Here is a 17,215-nt window from a genome sequence, read left to right on the forward strand (position 1 = left end):
AACGCTAAGGGAAAGAGACCATGCGCGCCGTCGTCATTCACGCCCCGAAAGACCTGCGGATCGACAGCTATCCCGATCCGGCACCCGGCCCGGGCGAGGTCCGCGTCAAGATCGCCAATGGCGGCATCTGCGGCTCCGACCTGCACTACTACCATCACGGCGGCTTCGGCGTCGTGCGCATCCAGCAGCCCATGGCGCTGGGCCATGAGATCGCCGGCGTGGTCGCGGCCGTCGGTGACGGCGTGACCAGCGTGAAGCCGGGCACGCGCGTCGCCGTCAATCCGAGCAAGCCGTGCGGCCAGTGCCTGCATTGCCAGGAGGGGATGCGCAACCAATGCCTCGACATGCGCTTCCTCGGCAGCGCGATGCGCTTTCCCCATGTGCAGGGCGGCTTTCGCGAGTTCCTTACGATCGACGCGACGCAGGCCGTGCCGATCGCGGATAAGCTGTCGCTGGCCGAGGCCGCGGTCGCCGAGCCGCTCGCGGTTTGCCTGCATGCCGGCAAGCAGGCCGGTCCCCTGCTCGGCAAGCGCGTGCTGGTCACCGGCTGCGGCCCGATCGGTGCACTGATGATCCTGGTCTCGCGTTTCGGCGGGGCGTCCGAGATCGTGGTGACCGATGTCGCCGACGCGCCGCTGGCGGTCGCCAGAAAGCTCGGCGCCACCCACGCCATCAACGTCGCGACCCATGCCACCGCGCTCGATCCCTGGCGCGCCGGCAAGGGCGTGTTCGATACGCTGTTCGAGGCTTCCGGCAACCAGGCTGCGCTCCGCACGGCGCTCGACGTGCTCAGGCCCGGCGCCACGCTGGTGCAGCTCGGCCTCGGCGGCGAGATGACGCTGCCGATCAACTCCATCGTCGCCAAGGAATTGCAGCTCCGCGGCACCTTCCGCTTCGATCCCGAGTTCGAGCTCGCGGTGCGCCTGATGGGCGAAGGCCTGATCGACGTCAAGCCGCTGATCACGGCCACCATGCCGTTCGAGAACGCGGTCGCCGCCTTCGAGCTTGCCAGCGACCGCGCGCAGTCGATGAAAGTGCAGTTGACGTTCTAGGGCTTTGCCTGGCTCTCGATCAGCCGGTCGCTGACCAGCCGTACGGCGCCGCGCTTCCAGGAATAGTCCGCGCCCATGCGCAGGCCGCTGTCGCCGCGCGCCAGCACCGCCCCGGTCCTGGCATCGCGGAGCTGGAAGCCGAGCGTGTATTCGGTGCGGCTGACCCGCCGCACCACGCCGATCAGCGACTGGTCCGCGCCGAGCTTTTGCGCAATCGCGGCCTCGCAGCCGCCACAGTCCCGCAAGGCACGCGCCTTCACCGCCTCGCCGCTGATATCGACGATACGGTAGCGGCCGGACTGGCCCAGGGCCTCACGCACGCTGCCGGTGACCTCGGCCAGGTATGACGCATCCGAAGCGGCCGAGGCGCCCGCCGAAGCTGCGGTCGTGTCCTCGAGCTCGAACTCGAACACCGCCAGCGCGACCGGCGTTTGTGTGCCGAGCGCGGCGATGACCTCACGCGACACGAAGACCTCGGCACGCTCCCATGATTCATCATTGTCGCCCCGGAAGGTGTAGAGCTTGTCCATCACGATCTTTTTGGCACCGACATCGATCACGGCGACCTTGGCCCATTGCACCAGCGTGCTCGTCTTCTGGATGCCGCCGATGACCTTGAAGGCCGCGCCGTCCTGCGCCGACGGCACTGGCCGGTAGCGGCCGTCCGCACTGATGTCCCGCCTGAGCGCGGCCATGAACGCCGACAGCCGCCGCTCATGGGCGGCGGTCTGGTTGGCCGGCTCGGCCGACGTATCGGTATAGCTGAAATCGTCCATGGCAACGCCGATGGCCGCCCCGGCACCGGCTGGCGAATAGGCCGCCGGGAGGACGACAAGGAGAAAAGCAGAGCAGATCAACCGGGACAGGTGCATGAGCGGGCCTCGTGTGACGGAGCGGCGCGAAAATCTGGATGGCCGCCTCTCGCCATGCAACCGTGCCCGTCCCGGCGAACGCCGGGAAATTTTCACGACGTTGCACTGCGGTAGAGCACAGCGCTTTCCGCCGCTTGCGTTCTGCCGTTTAATGCGGTGGCGACAAACCCGTTCGCGCCAGGTGCCTGCCGATGTGGAACCGCCCGAGATTCGATCTCAAGGTCCGTCTGACGTTGCGCGTGGCCGCAATATCGGCCGCCTGCTTCGCCGCGATCTCCGCCTATTTCCTTGTAACGGCTGATCGCGAGGCGCATGCGCGCATCGACGGTATCGCCGCCATCGTGGCGAAGTCGCTGGAGCTGCAACAGGGCAAGGTCCAGTGGGTGGCGAACCCGCGCTCGGACTTCCCCAACCTTGACCCCGTATCGGCCTATGTGATGACGCCCGGCCTGTGCCTGGCATTCCGTGGCGCGAACGGCGAGATACTCCAGCGGTTCTGCAGTGGCGCGCCTACTCCGGCAAACCCGCCGCCGCAGGTCTTCGCGGCCTTCTATCGCAGCCTGTTCGACCCCGGCCGTGAGGCAGCGCGGCCAGTGATCGTGCGCGGAGCGAAGCTCGGCGAGACCGTGGTCTCGGTCGATCCGGCCGTGCAGACGGCGGAGGCATGGCACGAGGCCGGCCGCCTGATGATTGCGCTTGCGATCGCACTGCCGCTGCTCTGCGCACTGGTCTATGCGGCACTGGCGCGGGCGCTGCGCCCCACCCGCATGATCCGCACCGGCCTCGAACGAATCGCCGCCAATGACCTCACCGCGCGGCTGCCGCCGTTCGACCTCGCCGAGCTCTCCGCCATCCGCGACGTCTTCAACCATCTCGCCGAAAGCCTCGACACCGCGCTTGCCGAGCGCAGCGAGCTGACGCGAAAGCTGATCGCGCTCCAGGACGAGGAGCGCCGCCATCTCGCGCGCGAGCTGCACGACGAGTTCGGCCAGTCACTGGCCGCCATCCGCGCGCTCGCCGCATCCGCCCGCCAGACCGCCGTGCAGGACTGCCCTTCCCTGCTGTCCGAGTGCGACGGCATCGCACGGACCGCAACCGGCATGATGGAGATGCTGCGCGGCACGCTGTTCAGACTGCGTCCGCCCGATGTCGAAGAGCTCGGGCTGGTCGCCAGCCTCGAAGGCCTGGTCGCCGGCTGGAACGGTCGCAGCCGCGGCGAGACGCGGTTTGCGATCCGCTTCGACGGCGCCTTCGAGACCCTGCCGGCCGCGATCAGCGCCAGCCTCTATCGCATCGTGCAGGAGGCTCTCACCAACGCCGCCAAGCATGCCGGCGCAACCAAGGTGAGTCTGGAACTGACGATGCGTGCCGACGAGATCGCGCTTGCGATCGACGACGACGGACGGTCGAGCGATCCCGCCGCGAAATCCGGAATGGGCCTGCTCGGCATGCGCGAGCGCGTCGCGGCCCTGCGTGGCAAATTGAGCTTCGAGGCCGGACCGCATGGCGGCACCGCGCTGCGCGTCACCATCCCTGTTGCGGCCGATCGGCCGGTGCTGGAGCGGGCGGCATGAGCGCGGGCGATGCGACCATTCTGCTGGTCGACGACCATTCCGTCGTCCGCGAGGGCTATCGCTCGGTGCTCCAGAAGCAGCCGGGCCTGCGCGTCGTCGCCGAAGCCGCCGACGGCGCGGAGGCCTACCGTCTCTTCAAATCCGAGGCGCCCGACCTCGTCATCATGGATCTGAGCATGCCCGGCATCGGCGGCATCGAGGCTGTCAGGCGGATCAGGCAGTGGGACAAGGGCGCGAGAATCCTCGTCTTCACCATGCACCAGAATGCGGGCTTTGCCGTGCAGGCGATCCGCGCCGGTGCGAGGGGCTATGTCACCAAGACCAGCCCGCCCGAAACGCTGGTGCGCGCGGTGATGGACGTGCTCGCGGGCAGGATCGCCATCAGCCCCGACATCGACCACGAACTCGCACTGAGCCGCATCAGCGGCGAGAGCTCGGCTGCCGACGTCCTCACGCCGCGCGAGTTCGAGGTGCTGCGGCTGCTGCTGGCCGAGGAGTCGACGGAGGAGATCGCCGAGACGCTCCACGTCAGCCCGAAGACGGTGGCAAACCTGCATTCGCTGATCAAGGACAAGCTCGGCGTCGACTCCGACATCGAGCTGGTCCGCCTGGCGCTGCGTCAGGGACTGTTGACGCAGGTCGATCTCGGCAAGGCCTGATCGCCGCTTGCGCTCTCCCGCCTGGCGGCGGATCATTCGCGCGCGACCACCGCGTCCAGCCATGCGCAGTTCAGCGGCGGCACACGCGGGTCGGCGACGCGCACGCCACGGGCCGCGGCGTCCAGCCTCATGTCGCGCAGGCGCTTGCGCTGCTCCTCCGGCATGTTGAGCCGCTCGTGGCCCCATAGCGACGGGCCGTCAAAGGTCTCGTGCGGCTGCCAGGTCTCGGGATCGATGACGCGGCCGCCCCAGCCATATTCGATGAAGAAGCCCGAGGGCGTATTCACGTAGAACGAGGTCATGTGGTCGTTGGTGTGCCGCCCCAGCGTATAGGCAATACGGCCGTCATCCAGCTGCGCGAGGTCGTAGCCCTGCCCGACATCGTCGAGGCTGCCGAGCTCGACCATGAAATGATGCAGCGCCTTCCGTCCGGAGCCTACCATCGCAAAGCTGTGGTGGCGGCCGTTGACGTGGAAGAAATAGAGCCCATAGGGCTTGAGCCCGAAATCGGAGACGTGGAAGCCGAGCACGTCGCGGTAGAACGGCAACAGCGGCTCGACGTCCTCGACGTTCAGCACCACGTGCCCCATGCCGAGCGCGCCGGTGCGAAAGCCCGAGATCGGCCGCCCCGGCTTGAACGGCTCGGTTGCAAGCTCCGGCTTGCAGAAGGCCTCAAGCCGATTGCCGGCGGGATCGGCGAACGTGATCAGCTCGGCCACATGCCGTTCGTCGGCGAGTGCGCGCGAGCCGCGCGTCACCTTCACGCTGTGGCTTTCCAGCCGCCCGGCTAACTGATCGAGCTCGGCGGTTGAGGGAACTTCCCATCCCATCACCGCCAGCCCGGCGTCGCTGCTGCCATCGACGATCAGCCGCTGCTTGCGATCGTCCATGCGGAAGGCGCGCATCTTGCCGCCGCGATCGACCTGCTGCATGCCGAGCAGCCGGGTTGCCATTTGGCCCCACTGATCGAGCTGGGATGAATTGATCCGGACATAGCCGAGTGCGGTGATTTCCATCGACGTCCTCCCGAGGGCATCGCACCCGCCGCACTGCGGCGAACTTGATACCGGCCGCGCACGCTCCTACGGTGGCGTCCGCAATCGCTTCTCGTTTGCGAAGACGATAGTCGCGGAGCGAAACGGCACAAGGGAGGAAATGCGAAGTGTCCAAGGAGCGGACGCGGACCGGAGCGCCGCGGCAGTCGGAGGGCGTCCGCGCCTTCAAGCGTGGGCTGGACGTGCTGCACGAGGTCAACCGGTCCGGCGGCATCCGCGCGGGCGACGTCGCCCGCGCACTCGACCTGCCTCGCCCGACCGTCTATCGCCTGCTCGAGACGTTGGAGGAACTTGGCTATGTCGCCCGCAGCGCCAGCGACGACCGCTTTCGCGTGACCCGGCGCGCGCTCAGTCTCGGCGACGGCTACGATCCCGGCGTGGTGATCTGCCAGGCGGCGGCGCCTTATCTCGCCGAGCTCAGCAAGAACCTCGTCTGGCCGGTCGATCTCTCGACTTACGAGAACGCCGCGATGGTGGTGCAGGAAACCACGCACTCCCGCAGCCCGCTCTCGATCGACCGCGGCATGATCGGCAAGCGCCTGCCGATGTTGCGGACGTCCGCGGGCCGCGCCTATCTCGCCGCCTGTCCTGCGCGCGAGCGCAACCTGATCGTCAATCATCTGCGCCGCATCGACGAGGCCGACGACCGCCCCTTCCTCGACGAAGGCCGCCTCGACCGCATGATCGCCGAGACGCAAGCCCGCGGCTACGCCATCCGCAGCGAGGGCGAGTACAATCCCAAGACGGCCTCGATCGCGGTCCCCATCGTGCGCAACGGCGCCGTGTTCGGCTGCATCTCCATCATCTGGATCCGCTCGGCCCTCGGAATTGAAGAAGCGGTGGCGCAATTTGCAGGACAGCTTCAGGAAACGGCATCGGCCATCCCGGTCGAGGTCTAGCGGGGTCCGTCCGCTGGGCGGACACTTGGCGCGACGGCATTGATGCTGCGGCGCGGCTTGGGGAAGAGATAGCCCCATGCAACATAAGTCCACCCCCGAAGAGTTTGATGTCGTGATCGTCGGCCGCGGCCCGGTTGGCGCCACGTTGGCCAATCTGCTCGGACTGTGCGGCGTGCGGACGCTGGTACTGGAGCGCGAGGCGCGGACCTATCACCTGCCGCGCGCGGTGCATTTCGACGACGAATGCATGCGCGTGTTCCAGACCATCGGCCTCGCCGACGCGATCCTGCCGCATGTCATCCTCAGCCCCGGGATGCTCTTTCTCGACGCCGGCGGCCGGATGCTGCTGGACTGGTCGCGCCCGCAGACGCTCACGCCGATGGGATGGAATCTCAGCTATCGCTTCCACCAGCCCGATCTGGAGGACGTGCTGATCCATGGCCTTGCGCGCTGGCCGCATGTCACCCTGCGCAACCGCTGCGACGTGTTCGCGCTGGATCAGGACGAGACCGGCGTGCGCGTCCGCTACGAGGACCTTTCCAATGGGACGCTTGGTGAAGTCCGTGCCGGCTATGTGGTCGGCTGCGACGGTGCCCGCTCTCTGGTGCGCCGCTTCATCGGCTCCGGCATGGACGATCTCGGCTTTCACGAGCGCTGGCTGGTGATCGACGTGCTGCTCAAGCGCGACCGCGATGACCTCGGCGACTACAGCATCCAGCACTGCGACCCCCGGCGGCCGGCGACCTATGTCCGCGGCACCGGCACCCGGCGGCGCTGGGAGATCACGGTGTTGCCGGACGAGGATTCGCAAGATGTGGCGCAGCCGGCCAAGGTCTGGGAGCTGCTGTCGCGCTGGATCACGCCCGACGACGCCGAGATCGAGCGCGCCGCTGTCTATACTTTTCATTCCGTGATCGCGCAGCAATGGCGGGGCGGACGGCAGCTGCTCGCGGGCGATTCCGCACACCAGACCCCACCCTTCCTCGGACAGGGCATGTGCGCCGGCATCCGCGATGCCGCCAACCTTGCCTGGAAACTCGGCGCGATCATCCGCGACGGCGCCGCGCCTGATCTGCTGGAGACCTATCAGAGCGAGCGCCAGCCGCATGTGCGGGAGTTCATCGAGCTCGCCATTCGCCTTGGCGGCATTATCAACACCAAAGCGATCGAGGCCGGCCTTGCCGCCGGCGAAGCGCGCGACAACGCGCCCGTGAAACTCGAGGTGAAAAAGCCCCTGCTCGGCCCCGGGCTCGCGCTCGGCGGCCTGCCGCTGGCCGGGCATCTCGCACCGCAGTTCGAGCTGAACGACGGTAGCCGCAGCGATGACCGGACCGGCTACAGCTATGTGCTGCTTGTCGAGAGCGCGGCCGCGCTGCCATCGCGTCTTGCCCCGTCGCCGGCCGGGATCGCAATCCTGACCGGCGACAAAGCCCAGGGCGTCGGGCACTGGCTGCGTGAGCACGGCATCATCGCCGCGCTGGTCCGTCCCGACCGCTATGTGCGTGGCACGGCCCGCAACGATTCCGAGTTCGAACGACTCGTCGCCGCCGTTACTCCCCCAACCCGCGTGCCGTCCGCGGCCTGACCGAACCCGCTTTCCAAGGACACTCTCATGAAGCTGCTCTCTTTCATCGTCGACAGCCGCGCCTCCTTCGGGGCCGTCAAGGACAACGGCGTCGTCGACCTCGGCGCGCGCATGGCAGGCTGCACGACACTGCGGCAGCTGCTCGAAGCCGGTCGCGTCGCCGAGGCGGCAAAGCTCGTCGCGTCGGCCGCGCCCGATCATGCCCTCGACAAGGTCAGCTTCGCGCCCGTTATCCCCGATCCCGGCAAGATCATCTGCGTCGGCCTGAACTATCGCGACCATGTCGCTGAAACCGGACGTATCGTAACCGAGAAGCCCGCACTCTTCGTTCGCTTTCCCTGCAGCCAGGTCGGCCATCTCCAGCCGATCGTGAAGCCGAAAGTCAGCGACGATTTCGACTATGAGGGCGAGCTTGCGCTCGTCATCGGCAAGGAAGGCCGGCACATCCCCGCGAACCGCGCGCTCGACCACATCGCCGGCTATTCCTGCTACAACGAAGGCAGCGTCCGCGACTGGCAGCGCCACACCAGCCAGTTCCTCTCCGGCAAGACCTTTGCAGAGAGCGGCAGCTTCGGCCCATGGCTGGTGACGGCGGACGAAATTCCCGATCCGTCAAAGCTGACCTTGCAGACCCGGCTCAACGGCACGGTGGTGCAGGACACCACCACCGATCTCCTGATCACCGCCATCCCCGGGCTGATCGCCTACATCTCGACGATCTGCCCGCTGGTCCCCGGCGACGTCATCGTCACGGGCACGCCCGGCGGCGTCGGCGCAAAGCGCACGCCGCCGTTGTGGATGCGCCCCGGCGACACCGTCGAGGTCGAGATCTCCGGCATCGGAACCTTGCGCAACAAGGTCATCGCCGAACCGGAGTGACCGCCAACGTCGCTCAATCAAAACGACAACAAAATCAGGAAACGCCATGGCCACTCACCGCACGACCTCCGCCGCTATCCTGCTGATCACGCTGGCGCTCGCAGGCACCGCCGCACGCGCAGAGATCAAAGGCGACGCCATCCGGATCGGCGTCCTCACCGACATGAACGGGATTTTCGCCACCGCCATGGGTCCGGGCTCGGTCGAGGCGGCGCGAATGGCGGCGGAGGAGTTCGGCGGCAAGATCAACGGCAAGCCCATCGAGATTTTGCAGGCCGATCACCAGAACAAGCCGGACCTTGCAGGCTCACTCGCGCGAAAATGGTTCAGCGACGGCGTGCAGGCGATCGCGGACGGTGGCAGCTCGGGCGCGGCGCTCGCGGTGCAGGAGCTGGTGCGCGGCAACGGCAGGATCTTCCTCGTCTCCGGGGCCGGCGCCAACCAGCTCACGGATGAGGCCTGCGCGCCGACCAGCGTGCAATGGACCCAGGACGCCTACTCCACCGCGACTGCCGTGGTCTCCGGCATCATGCAGACCAGCAAGGAGCCTTGGTTCTTCATCACCGGCGACTACGCCTTCGGCCATTCGATCGAGGCGACCGCTCGCGCCCGCATCACCGAGCTTGGCGGCAAGGTTGCTGGCGGCGTTAAAGCCCAGCTCGGCACGCCCGACTACAGCTCGTTCCTACTCCAGGCGCAGTCCTCGGGCGCAAAGGTCCTGGCGATCAACGTCGCCGGCGACAACGCCACCGCGATCAAGCAGGCCGAAGAATTCGGGCTCGCCGCGCAGGGCATGAAGATCGTGCCGATGTCGTTCCAGAATGTCGACATCGAAGCGGTCGGCCTGAAGGCCACGCGCGGCGACCTTATCGTGACCTCGTTCTTCGAGGATATCTCGCCGGCGGCGCGGAAATTTTCCGATGCGTTCTATGCGCGCCGCAAGGCGATGCCCTCACAGATCCAGGCCGGGGTTTATTCCGCCGTACGCCACTATCTGCAGGCCATCAAGGACACCGATACGGACGACAGCGCGATCGTGATGGCCAAGATGAAGGCGACGCCGGTGTCGGATGCCTACACCACCAACGGCCGCATCCGCGAGGACCAGCGCATGGTGCACGATCTCTATCTGGTCCAGGTCAAGACGCCGGAAGAGTCGAAAGGCCCGTGGGATTTCGTCAAGCTGGTCGCGACGATCCCGCCCGACCAGGCCTTCCGCCCGCTCGACCGCAGCAAGTGCAGCCTGGTCGGCAAGTAAAGCGTTTTCAAGCGAAGTGGATACCGGTTCGCGTTAAGAAAACGCGTCAAAATAGGAATCAACCCTCAGGCGAGATAGCGCGTCAGATAGCCTTCCATCGCGTAGAGCGCGCAGAGCGCCAGGCTCGACCACACCGCGGCGCTGAAATACAGGAACATCCAGGTCAGCTCGCCCTTCCAGTGCGCGATGTCGTGGGTCACCACCCAGCGCGTCGAGACGTCATGCAGGCCTTCGAGGAAGCCCAGGAACCTGCCGCCCTCGGCATGCCCTGCCCGCCAGCGGCTGAGATACATCGGCACGTCGACGGTGACGAGGAAGGCGAGGAAGCAGGCGATGCCGACGATGCCGGCGATCAGAGCCCAGCGCACCACGCCCTGGAATTCCGGCATCAGGCGGCACAGCGCGATGCCGGCGAGGAAGAAGGTCACCGCCCACAGCGAATTCTCGATCGCGTTGTAGAGATAGTTGGTGGTCACGACCGCGTACCACGAGAAACACTCCGCGATGATGATCACGGGCACGATCACCCACGCGATGTTCACGGCCGTCTCGGCACCCGTCATGGTGCCGAGCTGATGCAGGATCACCGCCCATTGCGCGGCGAAGCAGACTTCGGCCACCGTCGCGACCGAGCGGCCGACAAAGACGCTCGAGAGCCAGGTGTCGAACAGGCAGATGCGCTGCACGTCGGCGCGCGGCAGGAACGAGCGGAAGGCGCAGCCGAACACATACCCCGCGCAGAGCAGGAACATCAGCCCGATGTCGGAGCCGCCGCCGACGCTGCCCGCAACCGTCGGGTAGAACTCGCGATACAGCATGAACCAGACGAGGATGTTGGCGCTGCTGACGAGCGTGAGCGACCCCCACCACCACGCGAGGGGATTTGACCGCGCCTGCCACTGCAACATGAATCGCTCCGCTGTAATCGATGTGACATCTATTCGTAATAATCCTGTCACAGGACGCCATGGAATCACGACAAAAATCTGTGTGCAGCTCGGCTCGCGCGCGTCTTTTTTGCCCGCGGTAACGACGGAGGGTGTATCCACATATCGGACGGAAGAGGCAAAATTGTCGAATCTATTGGACAAGCCAGCGGAGCGGGTCCATTAAATCTCCCATGGCTCGAACCGCGTCCAAACCGCCTCCCGCCTCCTCATCCGCGGCCGCAGTGCTGGCTTCGAGCGCGGATGACGCCGCGTTCGCGACGACGCTGGCAAAGGGCCTCGTGGTGCTCGAGGCGTTCAAGGCCGGAACGACGCAGCTCGGCAACATGGAGCTGTCGACGCTGACGGGGCTTCCGCGGCCGACGGTGGCACGGCTGACGCATACGCTCGCCGAGCTCGGCTACCTCCGCTACGACGCCGAACGTGCGAAATACCGCGTCGGGGCACGCGCCCTGCGGATGGCGCATCCGCTGCTTGCCGACATGCAGTTCCGCCAGGTCGCGCGCCCGATGATGATGGAGCTGGCGCAGAGCGTGCGCGGCACGGTCTCGATCGGCCTGCTGGATGGCACGTCGATGATCTATGTCGAGACCGCGCGCTCCGGCGATGTCGGCCCGCACGTCCCCGACATCGGCATGCCCATTCCCGTGGTGATGACGGCAATGGGCCGCGCCGCGGCCGCGACCTTGCCGCCGGCCGATGCAGCGCTGCTCGAACAGCAGATCGCAAGCGAGGATGCCGAGCTGTGGTCGGCCTTTCGCGACAGATATCGCGCCGGCCGTGCACAATGCGCCAGCCGCGGCTTCTGCACCTGCTGGGGCGAGTACATGGCCTCGATCCACGCCGTCGCCGCGCCGCTGTTTCATGCAGATGAGACGAGGCGGTCGTTCTCCATCAATTGCGGCATTCCGGCGTTCCGGCTCCAGCCCGGCCAATTGGAGGCCGAGATCGGCCCGCGCATCGCCGCCCTCGCCGACAGCATCCGCGCCATCGTCGGCGCGGCAGGGCCGGCGGCCGAGACACAAAAGCAAAACAAGAAGAGGGCCAGGAAATGAACAAGACAACTGGCGCTCCACCACCGGGAGGCCAACATGACCGTCACACGCCGAACATTGCTGGGCACCCTCGCCCTTGCCCTGTCCGGGCTTCCAGTCTCCGCGCGCGCTGAGGACGTTTGGCCGTCGCACATGGTGCGGCTGATCTCGCCCTACGGGCCCGGCGGCTCCAACGACATCTCGCTGCGTCTGCTCGCCGAAGAGTTCGGCCGCAGCCTGCACCAGCAATTCATCGTCGAGAACAAGCCGGGCGCCGGCACGCGCATTGCGAACGATCTCGTCGCGCATGCGCCGGGCGACGGCTACACCATTCTCTATGTCGCGGCCCCCTATGCAACCGCCGAGGCGCTGTTCGGCAAGCTGACCTATGATCGCAAGGATCTTCGGCCGGTCGCGATGGCGGTGATCGCGCCGCTGTTCCTGATCATCAGCGCGGACGCGCCGTTCAAGACGCTGCCGGACCTGATCGCCTACGGCAAATCGAAGCCGGACGGACTGACCTTCGCCTCACCCGGCGCCGGCTCGCAGCCGCATCTTGCCGGCGAGCTCCTGTTCAGGGATGCCGGCGTCAAGGGTCTCAACATCCCGTTCCGCGGTGACGCGGCGTCCTACACCGAGCTGCTCGCCGGCCGCGTCGATGCCACGCTGACCGCACTCCCGACGGCGCTGCCCTACATCCAGAGCGGCAAGTTCGCCGTGCTCGGCGTCGCCTCCAGCGAGCGCAGCCCGCTCTATCCGCAGGCGCCGACGCTGCGCGAGCAAGGCTTTCCCAACGTGATCGCCGCCGGCTGGTTCGGCTTCATGGCGCCCGCCGCAACGCCGCAGCCGATCGTCGACAAGCTGCAGACCGAAGTCTCGCGCGTGCTCGCCGACCCCGCCGTGAAGGACAAGCTCACCGCCCAGGGCCTGGAAGTGCGCACCGGCACCGCCGCCGAATTCGGCCAGTTCATCGACAGCGAGACCCAGAGGTGGACCGGATTGATCCGCGAGGCCGGGCTGAAGGGGGAGTGACAGCCGAGGTGGACGAGTGAGGGGCGCCATCGACCTCCTCTCGTCATGGCCAGGCTTGTCCCGGCCATCCACGCCTGACCGCGCGGCACGAAGAACGTGGATGCCCGGGCCTTCGCCTCGCCGGAGCGGCTTCGGCCGCGCAGGCGGGACAAGCCCGGGCATGACGACTGACGGTGCAGCTACCTCTTCAACGCGCCCACATAAGCCGCGAGCTTGTCCAGCGTCTGGTAGCCGTATTCGACGGCGCCGAAACTGATCATGCCATCGCGCTGCTCCGTGCTCGAGGCCAGTTGCCGCATCATCAGCACGGTCTTGCCGTTGCTCTGCTCGGCGAAGGTGATGGTGAAGCGAAACATGCCGGGATCGTCGTCCTGGTCGACGCCATGGTCCATCTCCATCAAGGACGGCCGCTCAATGCGCCGAAAGCGCATGCGGTTCGGATAGACGGTGCCGTCGGGGCCGATCATGTTGAAGCGCCAGACGCCGCCAACCCGCACGTCGATCTCGAAGGTCTCGATCTTGAAACCCTTGGGTCCGAACCATTGCGGCAGATGTTTTGGGTCGGACCACGCCTCGAACACCAGATCGCGCGGCGCGTCGATCACGCGCGACATCACGATCTCGCGGTCGAGCGACCATTGCGACAAAGCGGGATTGGCAGAATTCGTCATCACTCAGAACCTTTCCGTTTGGTTGTTCGGGACGGCCGCTTGGCGGCCGCCCTCTCCTTCTCTTTCTTGAGCTTCATCACGTAAGCCTCGAACCGGTCGAGGCGCGCCTCCCAGATCGCGCGCTGCTGCTGGAACCAGTCCTCCGCGCCGACGAGCGCGTCCGGGCTGAGGCGGCAGGTGCGCACGCGGCCGGATTTCTCCGACAGGACGAGCCCGCTCGTCTCCAGCACATGGACGTGCTTCATGAAGCTCGGCAGCGCCATGTCGAAGGGATCCGCGAGCTCGCCGACGGATGCCTCGCCCATGCAGAGCCGCATCACGATCGCCCGCCGTGTCGGGTCGGCGAGCGCGGAAAAAATCTGGTCCAGTCGAGATAATTGGTTAGCCATGAAGCTAACTATAGACCCGTCGCGAACCCGCGTCAATATTTGTTAGCCGACAAGCTAAGTAAAATCCGCCGTCGAGGCGGCCGTGCGCTGGATAGGCGGCTAGAAGGTTCGCTACGGAACTTCCAACGCGCGATTGTGAATTGAGGCGGGACGCGGTTTGCAGGTACGACTGGCGCCGGGGGCGTCGGCAATCTGTTCATCAAGCGCGTGTCCTCTCTTGTCACCTTACGATCTCTTTCGATCAGCCGGCGCGGCTTCGCCAAGGCGGCCCTGCTTCCGCTCGCAATCGGCCTCATCAGGCCGCGCGAGGCGGCTGCGGATTCCGACATGATCGCGCAGATGCGCGACATCGTCGCCAATGAGCTGGCGCCGACCGCGACGCCGGACCAACCGGGCGGCCTCGCCGCCGCGCTCTATGCCGGCCGTCATGTCGAGTTCTTCAACTACGGCTTTGCCGACGACACCACACGACGGCCGGTCACGTCGGACACGTTGTTCAACCTCGGCTCGCTGCGCAAGCCGTTCGAGGCGACGCTGGTCGCGCTCGGCACGCTCCGGGGCGAGCTGCGGCTCGACGACCGCCTGCCGAAATACCTGCCCGAGCTCACCAGCGACTCTATCCGCCGCGTCACCGTCGGCGAACTCGTCACACACACGTCGGGACTGCTGCTGCCGACCGACCACCCGCCCTGGCCGAACGAGGAGTTCTCGCGCGCACAGTTCATCGAGATGCTCAACGCCTGGAGACCGCAGTCTGGCGAGGCGCCCGGCAAGCAGCGCATCTACAGCCATGCCGGCTATGTGCTACTCCAGCTCGTGCTCGAACGCTGTTACGGCACGCCGATCGCAACCCAGCTCGAACAGCGCATCTTCAGGCCGCTCGGTATGACCGCGACCTCGGTGCCCGAACGCGGCGAGGACAACCGTGCCGTCATGGATGCAGCGTGGATGCAGCGGGTCGTCCAGGGCTATTCGGATCAGGGCATGGCCATCGGCCCGCCCGGCAACCAGCAGAGCTATTTCGATTTCCCCGGCACTGGCCAGATATTCTCTTCGCCGCGGGATCTTTCAACCTTCGTTGCGGCCTGCGTCGATGGCCACTCGGTCGACCCGCATTTGCGCGAGGCGCTGAGGATGACGCAGCACGAGATCTTCCGCGTCGACGAGAAATTCGGGCAAGGCATGGCGTGGGAGACGGTGCGTCTTCCCGAGGCCACCGTCGTCGACAAGCCGGGCGGCCTCAACAACGCCTCCGGCTATCTCGGCCTCGTGCCGGCGCGGCGGATCGGCATCGTGCTGCTGGCCAATCGCGGCGAATATCCGCACGAGATCGCGCGCTACAGGATCCTGCCCGCGCTGGCGAAGCTCGTGGCCTCGCACTGAAGCCGGCCCTCGAAACAGAAAGCCCCGGCTGAGCCGGGGCTTTCCACGCCAGATTCGGAACGGGATGAAGCTCAGTACCTGGCGACGACGGGTCCGCCGAACTTGTAGTTCACGCCGACGCGCACGATGTTCGACTTGAGGTCGACCGAGTGGGTGTAGACGTTGCTCGGAAATGCGATGGCCGGCACGAAGGCAGCAAGGTTCGTGCTGGTCGCGCTGGCGCGTCCGAGATCGACATAGAGATATTCGGCCTTGAGCGACCAGCCGCCGCCGAACGCATATTCGGTGCCCACGCCCGCGGTCCAGCCGAGACGCGTGTCGCGGATCGCGCTCGACTCGGTTGCTCCCGCAAACGTGTCGGTGAAGTTGAAATTGCCCTTGACCTCCGCGATCGCGGCGCCGCCCGTGGCGTAGAGCAGCCAGGTCGGAGCGGCCAGGAAGCCGATACGGCCGCGGATGGTCGCGAGCCAGTCGGCCGAGACCGACGACGACACCGTAAAGCCGGTCGGCGCGCAGCAGGGATAAAGCGCCGAACCGGTCGCACTGCCCTTGAAGCCGAAATAGTTGATGTCGCCTTCGAGGCCGAGCACGGCATGGTTGACCTGCCAGTTGTAGCCGGCGGTGAAGCCGCCGGTCACGCTGGAGCTGTTGATGCCCTGGGCGCCGACCGTGTTGATGGCGGGAACGCTGCTGGCGGCGAAATAGCCCGTCGGAGAAAACACGGTCGAGGTGCTGGGATCGGAGCTGCCCCACTGCCCGCCGACATTGCCGCCGACGTAAAATCCGGTCCAGTTGTAAGCCGGCGCCATCATCGGCGCCTTGGTGTAATGCGCCGCGAGGTCGGCCGCCTGCACCGATGCGGTGCCCAAAACAACCGAAGCGACCGCCAGCAAAAACTTCTTCATTCTAGTCTCCTTGCCCACGCGATCAGCTCGCGTTTCGAATGCGCGCGGGCGGAAGGCATCCGGCGCAGATCGGGCATAGGCCGCCGGCCCCATGCCGTCTTGGGCTGCGGCGAAGTTCATAGGGACTGTGACGTAGTGTGCGCCCCACGTCGTGCGAACGGACGAGGAGTGTGACCCAAGAGCCACGCCTCGCCCTTCATCCGTGGCGCGCTACGCGCGCCGGTGTCGCATCACGACAAGGCGGCGCGAGCGCGATTCGAATCTGTCGGCGTCAGACCGAGCGCGTCAGCCCACCATCCACACGGATGTTCTGGCCGGTGATGTAGGCTGCGCCGTCGGACGCCAGGAACGAGATCGTCGCCGCGATCTCCTCGACCTTGCCGTAGCGCTTCATCGGCACGCCGTCGCGGCGCGCATCTAGCTGCGGCAGGCTGTCGATCCAGCCCGGCAGAACGTTGTTCATGCGGATGTTGTCGGCGGCATGGGTGTCGGTGAAGATCTTGGTGAAGGCGGCAAGGCCTGCGCGGAACACCGCCGATGTCGGAAACATCGCGCTCGGCTCGAAAGCCCAGGCGGTCGAGATATTGATGATGGCGCCAGCCTTCTGTGCCTGCATCACCGGCGTCACCAACCGGGTCGGCCGGATCACGTTGAGCAGATATGTATCGAGGCCGGTGTGCCACTGCTCGTCGGTAATCTCCGTGATCGGCGCGCGCGGCCCGTGGCCCGCACTGTTGACGAGCACGTCGATACGCCCCCACTTCGCCATCGCGCCGTCGACGAGGCGCTTCAGATCTTCATTCGACTTGTTGGAGCCGGTGACGCCAAGCCCGCCGAGCTCGGCCGCCAGCGCCTCGCCCTTGCCGGAGGACGACAGGATCGCGACGCGAAAGCCGTCGGCCGCAAGCCGCCGCGCAGCCCCTGCCCCCATGCCGCTGCCGCCGGCGGTGACGAGTGCGACTTTCTCTGCTGCCATGACTGATCATCCCTGTCTTGAGGCGAGCCGCGGGCCCGGCCTATC

At 66.4% G+C, this 17,215-nt stretch carries 17 protein-coding genes; 10 read left to right on the plus strand and 7 right to left on the minus strand.

Translation table 11 applies throughout. From position 1 onward, the window contains the following. Positions 1-20: 20 nt before the first annotated feature. Positions 21-1,052, plus strand: a complete 1,032-nt coding sequence (locus tag AAFG50_RS25385; RefSeq protein WP_028171460.1) for an L-idonate 5-dehydrogenase — start codon at positions 21-23, stop codon at positions 1,050-1,052. On the opposite strand, the gene AAFG50_RS25390 is transcribed toward AAFG50_RS25385, so the two are convergent. Continuing rightward, a complete protein-coding gene (locus AAFG50_RS25390) occupies positions 1,049-1,924 on the minus strand; it encodes a DUF3280 domain-containing protein (protein ID WP_028171459.1) in 876 nt (291 codons plus the stop codon). The genes AAFG50_RS25385 and AAFG50_RS25390 overlap by 4 nt on opposite strands. Positions 1,925-2,115: 191 nt before the next feature. On the opposite strand from AAFG50_RS25390, the gene AAFG50_RS25395 reads away from it, so the two are divergent. Both AAFG50_RS25395 and AAFG50_RS25400 read left to right on the plus strand, forming a co-directional pair. Continuing rightward, on the plus strand, positions 2,116-3,498 hold the full coding sequence (locus tag AAFG50_RS25395) for a histidine kinase (protein WP_011088036.1): 1,383 nt from the start codon (positions 2,116-2,118) through the stop codon (positions 3,496-3,498). Next, on the plus strand, positions 3,495-4,157 hold the full coding sequence (locus AAFG50_RS25400; protein ID WP_028171458.1) for a response regulator transcription factor: 663 nt from the start codon (positions 3,495-3,497) through the stop codon (positions 4,155-4,157). Before AAFG50_RS25395 ends, AAFG50_RS25400 begins: the two co-directional genes overlap by 4 nt. A 32-nt stretch (positions 4,158-4,189) precedes the next feature. On the opposite strand, the gene AAFG50_RS25405 is transcribed toward AAFG50_RS25400, so the two are convergent. Further along, positions 4,190-5,173, minus strand: coding sequence for a VOC family protein (locus AAFG50_RS25405; protein ID WP_182871925.1), 984 nt, complete (start codon positions 5,171-5,173; stop codon positions 4,190-4,192). A 146-nt stretch (positions 5,174-5,319) separates the two neighbouring features. Here AAFG50_RS25405 and AAFG50_RS25410 point away from each other — a divergent pair, with 146 nt between their 5' ends. From AAFG50_RS25410 to AAFG50_RS25425, 4 genes are all read left to right on the plus strand, one after another. Then, positions 5,320-6,111, plus strand: coding sequence for a DNA-binding transcriptional regulator (locus tag AAFG50_RS25410; RefSeq protein WP_028171456.1), 792 nt, complete (start codon positions 5,320-5,322; stop codon positions 6,109-6,111). A gap of 76 nt (positions 6,112-6,187) precedes the next feature. After that, complete coding sequence (locus AAFG50_RS25415; RefSeq protein WP_028171455.1) at positions 6,188-7,696, plus strand: bifunctional 3-(3-hydroxy-phenyl)propionate/3-hydroxycinnamic acid hydroxylase; 1,509 nt, start codon at positions 6,188-6,190, stop codon at positions 7,694-7,696. Positions 7,697-7,723: 27 nt separating this feature from the next. Next, entirely contained in the window at positions 7,724-8,575 is an 852-nt protein-coding gene (locus AAFG50_RS25420) for a fumarylacetoacetate hydrolase family protein (protein ID WP_028171454.1), read from the plus strand. 46 nt (positions 8,576-8,621) lie between these two features. After that, complete coding sequence (locus AAFG50_RS25425) at positions 8,622-9,833, plus strand: ABC transporter substrate-binding protein (protein ID WP_011088042.1); 1,212 nt, start codon at positions 8,622-8,624, stop codon at positions 9,831-9,833. A 65-nt stretch (positions 9,834-9,898) separates the two neighbouring features. On the opposite strand, the gene AAFG50_RS25430 is transcribed toward AAFG50_RS25425, so the two are convergent. Beyond that, positions 9,899-10,741 carry a hypothetical protein gene (locus AAFG50_RS25430; protein WP_028171453.1) on the minus strand — a complete coding sequence of 281 codons (843 nt, stop codon included), beginning with the start codon at positions 10,739-10,741 and terminating at the stop codon, positions 9,899-9,901. A 212-nt stretch (positions 10,742-10,953) separates the two neighbouring features. Here AAFG50_RS25430 and AAFG50_RS25435 point away from each other — a divergent pair, with 212 nt between their 5' ends. Both AAFG50_RS25435 and AAFG50_RS25440 read left to right on the plus strand, forming a co-directional pair. Then, on the plus strand, positions 10,954-11,835 hold the full coding sequence (locus AAFG50_RS25435; protein ID WP_039184712.1) for an IclR family transcriptional regulator: 882 nt from the start codon (positions 10,954-10,956) through the stop codon (positions 11,833-11,835). Positions 11,836-11,871: 36 nt separating this feature from the next. Beyond that, positions 11,872-12,846: a tripartite tricarboxylate transporter substrate binding protein gene (locus tag AAFG50_RS25440; RefSeq protein ID WP_028171451.1), complete on the plus strand. Its 975-nt coding sequence runs from the start codon at positions 11,872-11,874 to the stop codon at positions 12,844-12,846. A 179-nt stretch (positions 12,847-13,025) separates the two neighbouring features. Here the strand turns inward: AAFG50_RS25440 and AAFG50_RS25445 are convergent, their stop codons facing one another. Together AAFG50_RS25445 and AAFG50_RS25450 are read right to left on the minus strand one after the other, a co-directional pair. Beyond that, entirely contained in the window at positions 13,026-13,517 is a 492-nt protein-coding gene (locus tag AAFG50_RS25445; protein WP_028171450.1) for an SRPBCC family protein, read from the minus strand. After that, complete coding sequence (locus tag AAFG50_RS25450; RefSeq protein ID WP_028171449.1) at positions 13,517-13,906, minus strand: metalloregulator ArsR/SmtB family transcription factor; 390 nt, start codon at positions 13,904-13,906, stop codon at positions 13,517-13,519. The genes AAFG50_RS25445 and AAFG50_RS25450 overlap by 1 nt, the downstream gene beginning before the upstream one ends. Before the next feature lie 327 nt (positions 13,907-14,233). On the opposite strand from AAFG50_RS25450, the gene AAFG50_RS25455 reads away from it, so the two are divergent. Beyond that, positions 14,234-15,289 (plus strand): serine hydrolase, encoded by a 1,056-nt coding sequence (locus AAFG50_RS25455; RefSeq protein WP_028171448.1) that lies wholly within the window; start codon positions 14,234-14,236, stop codon positions 15,287-15,289. A gap of 71 nt (positions 15,290-15,360) precedes the next feature. Here AAFG50_RS25455 and AAFG50_RS25460 read toward each other — a convergent pair whose 3' ends face one another. Together AAFG50_RS25460 and AAFG50_RS25465 are read right to left on the minus strand one after the other, a co-directional pair. Next, positions 15,361-16,194, minus strand: coding sequence for an outer membrane protein (locus AAFG50_RS25460; RefSeq protein WP_011088049.1), 834 nt, complete (start codon positions 16,192-16,194; stop codon positions 15,361-15,363). A 271-nt stretch (positions 16,195-16,465) separates the two neighbouring features. Further along, entirely contained in the window at positions 16,466-17,170 is a 705-nt protein-coding gene (locus AAFG50_RS25465; RefSeq protein ID WP_028171447.1) for an SDR family oxidoreductase, read from the minus strand. Positions 17,171-17,215: the final 45 nt, after the last annotated feature.

The sequence above is a fragment of the Bradyrhizobium sp. B039 genome, from assembly GCF_038965675.1.
Taxonomy (GTDB): domain Bacteria; phylum Pseudomonadota; class Alphaproteobacteria; order Rhizobiales; family Xanthobacteraceae; genus Bradyrhizobium; species Bradyrhizobium diazoefficiens.